Annotated in this window: 8 protein-coding genes; 1 reads left to right on the top strand and 7 read right to left on the bottom strand. The window is 45.5% G+C overall.

Going from position 1 to position 13,023, the window contains the following annotated elements:
- Positions 1 to 119: 119 nt before the first annotated feature.
- The 3 genes from RDO37_RS09420 to RDO37_RS09430 form a co-directional block, all read right to left on the bottom strand.
- The gene (locus RDO37_RS09420) at positions 120 to 2,354 is read right to left on the bottom strand and encodes a cation-translocating P-type ATPase (RefSeq protein WP_308498899.1); all 2,235 of its coding nucleotides are present in this window, start codon (positions 2,352 to 2,354) and stop codon (positions 120 to 122) included.
- Between the two features lie 617 nt (positions 2,355 to 2,971).
- Positions 2,972 to 3,574 carry an HMA2 domain-containing protein gene (locus RDO37_RS09425; RefSeq protein WP_027940492.1) on the bottom strand — a complete coding sequence of 201 codons (603 nt, stop codon included), beginning with the start codon at positions 3,572 to 3,574 and terminating at the stop codon, positions 2,972 to 2,974.
- A gap of 1 nt (position 3,575) precedes the next feature.
- On the bottom strand, positions 3,576 to 3,881 hold the full coding sequence (locus RDO37_RS09430) for an HMA2 domain-containing protein (RefSeq protein WP_308498900.1): 306 nt from the start codon (positions 3,879 to 3,881) through the stop codon (positions 3,576 to 3,578).
- A gap of 926 nt (positions 3,882 to 4,807) precedes the next feature.
- On the opposite strand from RDO37_RS09430, the gene RDO37_RS09435 reads away from it, so the two are divergent.
- Entirely contained in the window at positions 4,808 to 5,683 is an 876-nt protein-coding gene (locus tag RDO37_RS09435; RefSeq protein ID WP_027940494.1) for a TatD family hydrolase, read from the top strand.
- Positions 5,684 to 5,889: 206 nt separating this feature from the next.
- On the opposite strand, the gene RDO37_RS09440 is transcribed toward RDO37_RS09435, so the two are convergent.
- The 4 genes from RDO37_RS09440 to RDO37_RS09455 form a co-directional block, all read right to left on the bottom strand.
- The gene (locus RDO37_RS09440; protein ID WP_308498901.1) at positions 5,890 to 9,012 is read right to left on the bottom strand and encodes an AMP-binding protein; all 3,123 of its coding nucleotides are present in this window, start codon (positions 9,010 to 9,012) and stop codon (positions 5,890 to 5,892) included.
- A gap of 700 nt (positions 9,013 to 9,712) precedes the next feature.
- The gene (gene serC / locus RDO37_RS09445) at positions 9,713 to 10,798 is read right to left on the bottom strand and encodes a 3-phosphoserine/phosphohydroxythreonine transaminase (protein WP_308498902.1); all 1,086 of its coding nucleotides are present in this window, start codon (positions 10,796 to 10,798) and stop codon (positions 9,713 to 9,715) included.
- Positions 10,799 to 11,246: 448 nt separating this feature from the next.
- Positions 11,247 to 12,164, bottom strand: a complete 918-nt coding sequence (locus RDO37_RS09450; RefSeq protein ID WP_308498903.1) for an FkbM family methyltransferase — start codon at positions 12,162 to 12,164, stop codon at positions 11,247 to 11,249.
- A gap of 487 nt (positions 12,165 to 12,651) precedes the next feature.
- Complete coding sequence (locus RDO37_RS09455) at positions 12,652 to 13,002, bottom strand: YqcC family protein (RefSeq protein ID WP_308498904.1); 351 nt, start codon at positions 13,000 to 13,002, stop codon at positions 12,652 to 12,654.
- Positions 13,003 to 13,023: the final 21 nt, after the last annotated feature.

Here is a 13,023-nt window from a genome sequence, read left to right on the forward strand (position 1 = left end):
CCTTTAGCTTTAGCTTGGCATTAGGCTTTAGCTTGCACTGGCGGTGATGCATGGCGCGGCGCTTTATGATGCTGCTATGCATTATGGTTTTACTCAATGATGCTGCTAGCAGCATGGTGTTACTCACGGGTCTTTTGTTTGCGCAAGAGACGGGTGGAGTTGAGCACTACGCCTAAGGTTGAGGCGTTATGAATAATGGATGAGAACAATGGGTTGATAAAACCTAAAGCACCCATGGTCATCGCAGCAGTATTGATGGCTACTGTGGCTGCAAAGTTCTGCTGCACAATACGCATGGTGCGCTTGCCAAGAGAGATGAACTCTGGCAGCTTTAATGGATCTTCACTATTGATAGTGACGTCCGCTGTTTCCATAGCAGTATCAGTACAGCCTGAGCCCATAGCTACACCCACATCGGCATAAGCAAGTGCTGGCGCATCGTTAACGCCATCGCCTACCATTAATACCGAAGAGCGACGTTGCGCATCGGTGACAAAACCAGCCTTATCCTCTGGCATAACCTCAGCCTCGTAACGATCTAGGCCAAGTGACTTTGCGATCTGGCTGGCTGTGGTCTTGTTATCACCGGTGAGCATGACGATCTCATCTACGCCTGAGTAGCGCAGACGGTTAATAGCACGCTTAAAGTCAGGACGAATTGGATCAGATGACTCAATTACACCGATAAGCTCGCCATTAGCAGCTACATAGATAAATGAGCTTGCAGCGCTACTACGCTTTTCTTCAAACTCAGCTACACCGCTAATGTCCTTTTCGGCCATGAAGCGACGTGAGCCGACGATAACCTCACCACCAGGGAAGGAGCCGTAACTCTCAATATCTGCCTCAATACCACGGGCAATCACATTGCGAGTTTCAAGATTACGTGGAGAGACTATATTGCGCTCTTTAGCCGCCTCAAGTACTGCAATGGCCATTGGGTGGGATGAATATGCCTCTACAGCTGCAGCTAAAGCTAAGACGGTCTTTTCGTCATACTTAGATGTAACGGCGATGTGGTTAATCTCTGGTCGGCCTTTGGTGATGGTGCCAGTCTTATCTAACACCACAGTATCCACAGAAGCAGCCTGTTCAATGAAGCTACCGCCCTTAACTAAAATGCCATCGCTAGCTAAACGTGAAATAGCAGCTGACATGGCAGTAGCAGTAGAGAGCTTGAGACCACATGAGAAGTCAATAAAGAGCATGTTTAACACACGCTGCAGATCTCTAGTGGCCAGATACACTACGGCTGCTGCAATAAAGGACACCGGCACTAAAGATGCGGCCATGCGGTTTGCATAGTTTTGGATTGGAGCACGACGGGAGTGCGCATCCTCAACCATATGCACGATACGAGCAAGCGAGGTGTCATCACCTACTTTCTCAACTCTGACCTTGATATCGCCTAGACGAATATTAGTACCAGCAAAAACCTTATCGCCCACTTGCTTGGACACTGGGGCAGATTCACCGGTGATGGCTGCCTGATCTACAGCAGCTGAGCCGTGGATAATCTCACCGTCAACACAGATTTTTTCACCATTGTGAATACATACGGTCATGCCTGGGCTGATGGAGTCTACTGACACCTTACGCTCAAAGCCATCTGCATCAGGTAGCCATACCTCTTGAGTGTCTAGTGACACTAAATCGGAGATGTTCTTACGGGCACGCTTAGCAGCTAAAGTTGTTAAGCCCTCAGCAAAGTGCGAAATAGCTAATAAGCTTAAAGAGGACTCAGGCTTACCTGCAGCAATAGAAGCCGCAATAGCGGTCACGGTTAAGGTCTCAGCATTAGGACGCTTTTGAGCAACGGCCTCTTTAATACCGGAATTCAACAGATCGCGTGACATCCATAAGATAAGACCCGAGCGCAGCCATGAGGTGGCGGTATATAAAGTTGGATTGACGCGACGGACAAGCTCAAAAGCACCTAAGCAGAGCAATGAGCTAATGGCACCGCGCTTGTGCTCTTCGTACTCACGTGAAATCTCATCGCCCTTGCTCTCAGAGGAGTTATTGCCAACTACAGCACTGACCAATGAGGAGAGTAATCCTCTCTTAGATTGTGGGGCAGCCGCACTTGAAGTATGGCCAGTGACAGCAAAAGCATCACCTGCCACCGCAATAGCACTACCTGCTTTGCCAATTAAATCTTTGATGATATTGGAGTACAGCGCCTTTTGAATGGCAAGACGTGAACCCCCATCAGACAGTTGTACCTTAACCATGGAGTTTGCCTTTGAGTAAAAGGCTGATTTAACACCATCTAAGGCACGGAGTTTTGCCTCCAACCGAGCAGCATCTAAAGAGTGCTCTAAAGTTGGAACCTTATAAGCGACAACTTGCATATTTGCCTCTACAAACTCCCGCAGCAATAAAAAAACATAGCAGCGAGCTTTGGATACATAAGAACCAAATGACAGCTGCTGTTGCGTAACTTACGAGTACCTTCAAGGCCATAGCCATGAAGGCTTGTATCAGATAGTACTCGTAGAGCCTACGCATCATTACCATCTTTCCTCAAAGACACACTTTGCTCATCTAAGCTTTTGCCTTAGCCTTAGCCTTGTGCCTACAGCTAGTAAGCGATGTACCAAGCAATGGCGCTCATGCGACTGTGCAGTTGTGCTGAGTGTATGGAGCGCTGTTGCTTGGCTACATAACTTAGTTTCACAGCAATTGTTGGTAGCTAGCCACTCTAGGCTTAAATTGGGGAAGCCTAGAGGGCCTTTCCATGGCCTCTAGCCCTTAGCTTTTGGCCTTGGCTTTTGACTTTGGGCTTTTTTTCCCTAAGCTCGGCACGGCAGCTGTTCTTTGCTAATGGCAAAAGACTTGGCTCTTTTGAAATTAATAAGCTGCAATGCTGTTGGTGCTACCCTCTTTTTGGGGGAAGAGCGGTGAAACTGCTGTCTTTGTTTTAGTTTTGAAGTAATGATCTTGTGTCGGGAGAAAATATTAAGTGCGATTAGTCTTGTTTGTTTTCTGTTGCCACATCACGGTGGGATTGACGTAATAACAGTCCCATACCCCAGAACAAGACTTGAGTGGCTGATGGACGATCGCCACTAATTACGATGCGGTAAACACCGTAACCAATAAAGGCCATACCAATGACACGGCTAAAGAAGAGCGGTTCAGTGTGGTTTAAGAACTGCTTTAAATTGTCGATAGCTGCGCGAGCCTCATCATTGATGCGGTTAGAAGCACCAATCATGGAGCTTGGAATTAAACTCTTTTCGTGCTGAGCATGCTCACCAGTTAAGTAGTGAGAGAGGCTTTCAAAGAAGTCACGGGCCTCACTCTCCGAGCAAGTGTAAGTTGCGGTAAGCGAGCCAGTAATTGGATTGACCTTACATGAGGTGATGTACTCAACAGCACTAATGGCCTCTTCTACGCTCTTGCAACCTTCAGCACCTAAGTTTTTTAAGGCTTTAGAGGTGTAGCGACGGCGGCCTACAATGGAGTGAGCGATGATAAGTCCATTGCCCTCACCACCAAATAACGCTCCAACGATTCTTCGAATAGATGAACCGGCCTTAATGCCTAGTACGATTCCTAAATCTGACATGCTATGCCCTCGCCTTGTGTAATTTTTCGTGAGCAAGCAAGAGAAGCTCTGTTAAAAACTTATCTTTGCTTACCTTTTCAGTTTCATAATGTATCAGGACTGATCCTGTAATGTCGTTAATCTTGTATGACGAAATGGCACCAACGCTTTGAAGCTGCTCTTCAACTTGAGGTCTTAAATCAGCATCCGTCTTGAGAGCCTTGCAGATAACTCGCAAGCGCCCTGGAATAAGCGAAGCTACCTCGACCTGACTTACGATATAGTTGGCCTTGGTCTTCGCTGGAATCAGTGATTTGAGTAAGCTCATGGAACCTCAAATAATCTTATTGCCTACATTAAGCTGTAGGTACTAGTTCTGCTTACTAACTAGATACAGAACTTTTTATCCTATATTAAAGTATAAACTATTTTTTACTAAAGGTTATCTATAACTAACTATGGTTGCACTAGATTAACACAAAAGACCCTTGGCTACCTATTACCGACAAAACTAAACTAACTGTCAGCGCATACTTTTATGACTTACTGATAAGTATCGCATTTGGCAATTTAAGCATAGCGCACATTTAGATATTTTAATTACCATTCATAAGACAATTTTGCGCAAGTACCCCAAAAACTCTGCACTAAAACTAAGCTCTTGAGCTAATTATAGTATGCAACAATTTGCAAGCAATGCGGCTATACTGCCCTCAAAGCACCACTCAATTCGATCACAAAATGCCAATGCAACTAATACCCATCTTAGTGACGAGTACTTTGCCGCAAACAAGCTCACTCTCACCCGCCGCACTTGCGATAACCTAGTGGCGCAAGACTTTCTATCCTTACTCATGCGCTGCTTAGCTTATCTGCTACTAGACCAAGCTATGCTGCGGCAAAGAAATATGCAGGTCTATATGCTGATTTTGCGGCAAACGATCTTAAGTAAGCCCCGTGCGCTATAATATGCGCCTATTGCTAAGCGGCGCTGCTTGATGAGCTGACTTGACACGCTTGTGTCTTAGCTAATTTGACGCACTTGTGTTTTGCTGATTTGACGCCATCGCGTCGCAGCTGATTTGATGCGATTGTGCTTTAGCTGATTGGACGCACTTGTGTCTTTGCTAATTGGACGCGCTTGACTCTTAGATGCCCGCTTGCCTTAATGGTTTACTTTGTTATGGGGAGACTATTGAGGCGTTGATGATGTAGCTTGCGCTGAACGTGAGTTTTTTGTTTGCCGAGGTTTAAATGCCATTTCTTGTTGATTCGCACTGCCACCTTGCATCACTGACCTTTGAGGGCTCTAAAGGCCCAAAGAGCTTAGCTGAGGCACTGACTCGCGCACGCGCTTGCGGTGTTACCCACATGCTCTCTGTGGCTTGCACTATTGAAGATTACGAGCACATGATGAATGTCATCAAGCCATTTGATGGCATTTACAATTCATGCGGCATTCACCCGCTTAATCTTGAAGAAGCACCAAACTGGACTGAAGAAGAGCTTAAAAAGTGTTTAACTGATGACAAGTGCATTGCCTTAGGCGAGACCGGCCTTGATTACTTCTATGCTGAAAATACTCGCGACATGCAGCTTGATAGCTTTGCAAGACAAATTGATCTTGCTAACGACGTTAAGAAGCCACTTATCATTCACGCCCGTGCAGCGCATCATGACACTGTCTCTTTAATGCGTGAGCATAATGCTCGTGAGTGCGGTGGTGTAATGCATTGTTTTTGCGATGAAGTTGAGATGGCTCGTGAGTGCCTCGATTTAGGCTTCTATATTTCTTTCTCCGGCATTGCCACCTTTAAGGCTGCAGACAATGTCCGTGAAGTTATCAAATATGTACCACTTGATCGCATGATGGTTGAGACTGACTGCCCATACTTAGCCCCTGTGCCAGTGCGCGGTGTGGATAATGAGCCAGCTTTCGTACGCTATACCTTAGAGTTTATTGCTGACTTTAAGGGCGTCTCTCCTCTTGAGCTTGCTAAGACTACCTCACAAAACTTCCAAGACTGCTTTAAAGTTCAACTTAGCGAGCCATCCACTGCAGGTCTAATGGATAAAGACGTCTCAACCTACAAGATCGATTCTATCTACAACAAGGGTTGGCCATACTAAGTAACACGATTAGCAATACCAAATGCCCAGAGCATCCAAGCACAATGGCTTCGTTCCTCCGCGCATGCCTGCGAGCCTGCATGAGCAAGTGATTGTGCGCATGCGTAAGTGTTTTGTTAAATGCTTAAGGTGCATCTGATTAGACAAAAGCCCAGCTAATGCTGGGCTTTTTGTTTTGGTCTAAGCATGGCAGCTAGCTATGCTGCTTATGATTTTGCTTGGGCCTTATGGTCAATTTTTTCAGACTCGATATACTTATCAAGCTGCTCGCGCGTAATGGCATGTTTACGCAGGTGCGCACTGTGATGCTTCATCTTGTGGATGTTTGGTGTCTCAGTGGCAGCATGCACGCCGTTATCGCCATGTGAAGATAAGAGCTGCTCGAGTGCTAAAGCGCCCGCACTCTTCTTTTGAGTATTAGCAAGCTCTAATGCCTCTTCTGCGGCTACAGCAATTTGCTCAGCCTCAGTTACTGGCGCTACATGCTTATCATGTTTTAGACCTGTAGCTGCAGCAGCATGCATAACACCGTTTTGCTGATCGCATGCGGCCTTATACTCGCTATAGCTAGTCTCTTGCTTGTCAGCATGGCTTGCACTAACTGCAAAACCAGTAATGGATGCAGCAGCTTGATGCGTACTTAAGAGCGCATTGTTGGAACTACCACCACTCTTAGCGGCTCTAAGGGTTGGAGCAGCGCCAAAATTCTCCTCTTTAAGCTCATAGCTTGGGTAGGCGTTTTTCTCTTGTCCTGCCACATTATCTTGCATGCTGTGGTATGGACGAGGCTTTACATAGCCAGAAACGGCTGCAGCGGTCTTAGTTGACCAGCCACTAACACGCTGAGCTATGTCCTGAGCAGACTTGGCGTACTCTTGAGCATCAATAGCCTCCTCACCATAGGCTGCAGCTGCAGCTTGTGCAGCCTCGCGCTCACGCAGCACATTATTGGCCTTGTTAATGACATTAGTGGCAATAGCCATGTCAGGATGAGGAGCTTTACCGGCCATAATGGCTGCAAGCTGTTGCTCAGCAGTAAGCGGATTAGCACCTTCCATATCACGCAGCTTGCGACGCAGTACTTTGCCAAGTGGTGATTTTGGCAGAGTATCTACAAACTGAATAATACGTGGCACTTTGTAAGGAGTTAAGTAAGCACGGCAGTATTGCTTAACCTCAGCTGCAGTTAAGCTTGGATCAGCCTTAACTACAAAGAGCTTAACCGCCTCACCGCTAGAGTCTGATGGAATACCAATTACGGCGCACTCTAAGACACGACCAAAACGGCTGACTACATCCTCAATTTCATTTGGGAAGACATTAAAGCCTGAGACTAAAATCATGTCCTTTAAGCGATCAATAAGCTTGATATAACCACCAGGCATCCACTTAGCGATATCACCAGTGCGCACATAGCCATCATCAAAGATGTAGTCATTGTGCTTATCGCACTTGTAATAGCCATGCATTACCTGCGGGCCTTTAATCTCAAGCTCGCCTTCTTGCTCGGTATCTTTAATCTCATTGCCTTCTGAGTTCACAATACGTGCAATGGTTGAAGGTGCAATTAAACCAATCGAACCAGTGTAGTGATCGACGTTATATGGACACACTGCAACTAATGGCGAGCACTCTGTAAGACCATAGCCCTCTAAGATATGGAAGCCGGTCTTTTCAAAGAAGCGCTGCTCTACACCTGATTGCACTGCAGCACCACCGCCAACGACTAAATGGAGATTTTGCCACTTGATATCAGCAAACTCTTCATTAGAGATAATGAGGTTAAATAAGGTGTTTACACCTGTAAGCGCGGTGATCTCAGGATGCTTACGAATTTCTTTGGCAAAGGCCTTGATATTGCGCGGATCGGTAATTAAGAGATTTTGGCCACCAAGATACAAGAATAAAATGATGTTCACGGTCAGCGCAAAGATATGGTAAATAGGAATGACAGTTAAAATTGTCTCTCTACCCTCACGCAAGACCGGGCCATACATACCATTAGCCTGAGCAATATTGGCAATGAGGTTACCATGCGAAAGCATGGCACCTTTTGATCTACCTGTGGTACCGCCGGTGTATTGCAAGACCGCAATATCATCATAGTTAATCTGCACTGGCATGAAGTGCTTGAGCTTTTCTTTGCCAATCTTCATGGCATTGTCAAAGCTAATGGACATAGCAAAGTGCGACTTATCGGTTTTAGGCACCATGCCCTTAAGGCGCACTGCATAGTTAATCAGGCGCTTTTTAAGGCCACAAAAACCCTCTAAAGCATCGCCCACCTCAGTGATAATCACATTATGCACTGTGGTTTCATGAATGATTTGCTCTAAGACATTTGCATAGTTAGCCACTACCACAATGGTGGTAGCATCGCAGTTTTCCAGCTGATTTTTAAGCTCTCGTGGAGTGTAGAGCGGATTGATGTTGCTAACGGTCAAGCCAGCCTTTAATGCACCAAAGAAAGCTACAGGAAACTGCATTAAGTTAGGCATCATGATGGCAATCTTATCGCCCTTGCCCAAACCTAGCTCTTGTTGTAAATAAGCTGCAAAAGTATCAACCTTAGCCCCAAGCTCTTTATATGTCATGGATGAGCCCATGTTGAGATAGGCAATGTTATCGCCATACTTCTCAACAGAGTTCTCTAAGAGCTCGACAAGGTTTTCGAATAAGTGAGTATCGACAAACTCAGGCACATCCTTTGGATAACTCTCAAGCCAAGGCTTGTAGTAATCTTGACTAGCATCGATTTTTTGAGCCTCACCTGCTTTAGAGGCGCGACCGTAAAATGAGGTCTCAATGAGCTCGTCTGTATGTACTTGTCCTGATGACACAGCTGCACTTGCTGCAGCTTCATGATAAGTAGCAGTATCTTTGTAATGCTCGTGGCGGAGATCTTGATTTTTGCAGTGCTCTAAGATCTTATCAGCCATTTGATCATGACGATCTTTAACAGCACTACGCTCTGGGTCGAGTGACTTTTCGTACGCGGCCATCTTCTTGATGACCTTAATACCGATCTCACAGCTTATAGCGTGGTCGCAATTGGCCTTACAAATATCATTGTTATTTGGACAACGTAGCTCGTCATCATCAATATCAACGCCTAAGCAGCCATCAGAGCAGTGTGAATGAGCATGCTCCTCGCAAGCATGGTCATCTGCAGCTAAACTATTATGCGCAGTGCTATCAGCATTAGCTATAGCATTAGATTCTTCTTTACTTGAGACACTATCAGAGGTCGCATTTAGGACTTTACTATCAGTGTTCGCAAATTGCGGAGCGTCGTCGCGCTTGTCACCGTCGTTGTGAGTCTTGTCCATTTGACACCTCTTTAGCCATCTCCTGCAATGGCATCTCCCTAGCCTTAAGCTAGCTTTAATCTAAAGTTATATTTAACTACCTCAAGCATCCACATATCTATAAAGTTGCAAGAAAAATTAATAGATTAACTTGAGGACAATACAAAACTTTGTCTTACTACCACACGGTCACGGGCCTAGATTGCACCTAAGACACCATAACGCATTGTAACAAGCTTTGCCAAGTCGTGCTGCGATTGAACTTAATACATAGTAAAAATTGTGATCACCGCTTAAGTGTAACTAAATCCATTAAAGTTACAGATATTTGCCCCAAAAGTGGATCTAAAACGCAAAATAAGCTTTAAAAGCCATCATCGGCGCGTTCAAAGCTAATCATACAGCCACGACCAAGCATCGATGAGCGCCGCAAAATGCCTTGGTACAATCCTAAAAACAACAAAGGCCTATCCTTATACAGAATAGACCTTTGCTGAGCCTAAAGATATGAGCCACTACACTTAGAGTGCTGCGTGGCCTTATAGCCAAGCTTCATCATGCACAGTAGCATATGGCCATGTCTTAGCATGCTCAGTAGCTTATGGCCATGTCTAAGTATGCTCAGTAGCTTATAGCCAAGCTTTAGTATGCTCAGTAGCATATGGCCATGTCTTAGCATGCTCAGTAGCTTATAGCCATGTCTTAGCATGGCGCGGCGAGCTTAGGAATGAGCCTCAGCAAATTCGCGCATGAACTTGTGCAGCTCTTCTACGCCCTTAAGCTCCATAGCGTTGTATAAGGATGCACGCATGCCGCCTAATACCTTGTGACCCTTCAGGCCAATGAGGTGACGCTCTTTAGCCTGAGCTAAGAACTCAGCGTTGAGGTCTTCATTTAATAAGTTAAAGACTACGTTTACACGGCTGCGATCCTTTGGACCAACCTGAGTACGATAGAAGCCACTCTCATCGATATAGTCATAAATCAAGGAGCTCTTCTTAATATTGCGCTCTTCCATGCCCTTGGTGCCGCCGTTAGCCTCAATCCAGTCAAAAGCTAAACCAGCCATGTACCAAGCAAAAGAGTTTGGAGTATTGAACATGGACTCGTACTTATCTAATACAGTCCAGTCTAATACTGATGGAGTGTACTTACGAGCTCTGCCAAGTAAGTCTTTACGTACGATGGTAACGGTAAGACCAGCTGGAGCAATGTTCTTTTGTGCACCAAAAACTAAAGCACCAAACTTACGTACATCAATTGGACGAGTCAGTACGTTAGAGCTTAAGTCAGCAATTAAAGGTACATCGCCAGTATCAGGCAGATCAAAGAGCTCTACGCCGTTAACGGTCTCGTTTAAGCACAGGTATGCATAGGTAGCACCCTTAGTTACCTGCATCTTAGACATATCTACTTCGTAGTAGCCGTCTTTATTGGTAAAGACACACTCGTGCAGACGTGCATCACCAAAACGCTCAGCACACTCTTTATAAGCGCTACGTGACCAGTGACCAGTTACAAAGTAATCAGCAAAACCGTCTTCTGGCAGCAAGTTTAATGGAATAGCTGCAAACTGACCGCGACCACCGCCTTGCTCAAATAAAACGGTGTAGTCATCTGGGATCTCCATGAGCTGACGGAGCTTAGCCTCAGCAGCCTCAGCTACCTTTAAGTACTCCGGGGAGCGATGGGACATCTCGACAATACCCAGACCTAAACCCTGATAATCGAGAAACTCAGCTTGAGCTTTCTCCATAACTGAATCAGGAATGGTGCTTGGACCAGGATTGAAATTCCATACTCTCATGGGATCACCTCAAAAACGTAGATACTACTCAGCAATCCAAAGCTTACTGAGCTCATTAAGCAGCAGTTGATATCTAACTGCTGTCGCTATTGATAAGAGTATGCATGATACTCTATCTAAACCACAGGCCTCGTTTTGCCACAATTAAGGGCATAAACTCCACCTAGCTAACTATTATAGTGCGTTTACCTACTCAAAGCACCCCCATAGCGATTTGACCACAGCAGCCACCACGCAAACAAGCCACGATTGAGTGCGCATCAATGGAGAGCTATGACGTGCACAAAATAGCTTTAACTTGGCTAAGGCTGCTATGCCTTACATAGCAAGTCATAGCTTGGCCATGGCGGCCATGGCATGGCAGATGTGCTGTAGTTTGGCCAAGGGGCTATGGCATGGCGGATGTTCTGCAGCTTGGGTGTGGGCTGCGCTTTTGAGTGGAGCTTTGCTACTTGGTAGTGGCGTAGAGGATAAACTCGTTGTCTACATTGTTCTTACGGCAGTAGAACTTATACTCAGGTACTAATTCCTTAATGTATAAAGGCAGTTCCCACATATCCTTGGTGTTGTGATAGAGGCAGACAGTAAGCTTTGGCTTGTACTTAACGATGGACTTAGCAGCCCCCTTGAGTGCACCTAATTCAAAGCCCTCGATATCGAGCTTTAAGAACGTTGGCTTAATCTTATTTTGCTCAAAGAAGTCATCTAAAGTTACGCACTCAACTTCAATATTGCCTTTGTCAGTGGCGTAACTTGCACCAGCCATACCTGGAGCTGCAGCAAATGGGATCTTGGAGTGGCTATCGCCTACTGCCATATTGAGGCATTTGTTAACATCGTGCTCGTTAGCAGCGATATTGTTCTTGAGCACCTCAAAGTTAAATGGGCTTGGCTCAAAACTATAGACCTCTTTAGCGCCATTTTTGTAGGCCCATAATGCGGTATCACCAAAGCAAGCACCACAGTCGATAAAGACTTCGCCCTTTTGTACATTAACCTTGTCTTCGTAGCGATACTGCTCGCACAGGAAGGTAGTTACCAACATGTTGATTAAATATGGGCGCTCTTTCTCAGAACAAGCCATCTTTGGGCAGCGATCGGATTTAACGAACTCAGGCCACTTATCGGCAACGGCTTTCCAATCTTCTTTAGTAAAAGGTGAAACTTGCTTGGCTAAATCAGGATTAACCTTACGCAGCATCAAAAAGCTCAGCTCACTTTCATAGGCAGCCTTGCTTTGCTCGTCGCTTAAGAATGATAAGCAACGTTCGATCTTATGCTTGTTAACGATAAACTCAGAAACAGATGAGTTAAAAGCTGAGGTAAGTGTCAGCTCAGCAAAGCCAACAGCGTCCATGAAAGCCATATAATTCCAACCTATGTGATTTGATACGAATGAGCTAAATCTAGTGCACTTAAGCACTACCAACAACCATTATAAGCCCACAGCTTATAAGTTAAGCACCCATGAGACTTTTGCACCGTATGCAAGCTGATGTTTGGCCAACGACGAATTTGCTACTTGCTATTTTCTCTTTGCTATTTGCTAGTGCCTGATTCTTTAGCAGCACCGATGGTGCGCATTCTATCCTTATGCTTTGGCAGCACTGACGGTGCGCATTCTATACTTATGCTTTGGCAGCACTGATGGTGCGCATTCTATCCTAATCTTTCGCAGCACCGATGGTTACATCGGACCGCTTTATACAGATAGGATCAAGTTGTAAGCGAGGATAAGATGAAGGGTGTGTTTTTAGACCTGATAGAACTATGAAAGCTAGTGGCGCGGCAGCATGATGCGCTAAGTGATGGTAGCTAGCCTCGCTAAGTGAGGCTAGTCTACGTTAGTTAAGCTAGTCCTCGACGATGGTGATCAGAGCGTCGAGCTTATGCAGAGCACCGATGAGTTCACGGTATTTAGTCCACTGACCACGATACTTTTCTTGAGCATAAGTGTGCACTAGCATCTTCTCTGGCAGAGCAGTCTCGCTCTCAAGCATCATAGTGAGCTTGTCGATAAGTACGTATTCAAGCCACTCATGAAACTCAATAGTGTCTAAACAAAATGGTGATTGTGAGTTTAAAGCTTTCTCACTTGGACGCTTTTGCTCACCGCCCCACAGCTCCATTTGTCTAAGCACTTGTTCGAGGTTTAACAACGCTGCTTTGATAGCATCACGATCGTGTGTTTTTGCAGTTGCCATGTGTTCCTACTTGTTTTTGTG

The sequence above is a fragment of the uncultured Anaerobiospirillum sp. genome, from assembly GCF_902485895.1.
Classification (GTDB): Bacteria; Pseudomonadota; Gammaproteobacteria; order Enterobacterales; family Succinivibrionaceae; genus Anaerobiospirillum; species Anaerobiospirillum succiniciproducens.

What these genes read in the sequence shown, in the direction of transcription:
- RDO37_RS09420 (WP_308498899.1), bottom strand. Translation starts at nt 2,354, where the DNA reads ATGCAAGTTGTCGCTTATAAGGTTCCAACTTTAGAGCACTCTTTAGAT.
- RDO37_RS09425 (WP_027940492.1), bottom strand. Translation starts at nt 3,574, where the DNA reads ATGTCAGATTTAGGAATCGTACTAGGCATTAAGGCCGGTTCATCTATT.
- RDO37_RS09430 (WP_308498900.1), bottom strand. Translation starts at nt 3,881, where the DNA reads ATGAGCTTACTCAAATCACTGATTCCAGCGAAGACCAAGGCCAACTAT.
- RDO37_RS09435 (WP_027940494.1), top strand. Translation starts at nt 4,808, where the DNA reads ATGCCATTTCTTGTTGATTCGCACTGCCACCTTGCATCACTGACCTTT.
- RDO37_RS09440 (WP_308498901.1), bottom strand. Translation starts at nt 9,012, where the DNA reads ATGGACAAGACTCACAACGACGGTGACAAGCGCGACGACGCTCCGCAA.
- serC (WP_308498902.1), bottom strand. Translation starts at nt 10,798, where the DNA reads ATGAGAGTATGGAATTTCAATCCTGGTCCAAGCACCATTCCTGATTCA.
- RDO37_RS09450 (WP_308498903.1), bottom strand. Translation starts at nt 12,164, where the DNA reads ATGGCTTTCATGGACGCTGTTGGCTTTGCTGAGCTGACACTTACCTCA.
- RDO37_RS09455 (WP_308498904.1), bottom strand. Translation starts at nt 13,002, where the DNA reads ATGGCAACTGCAAAAACACACGATCGTGATGCTATCAAAGCAGCGTTG.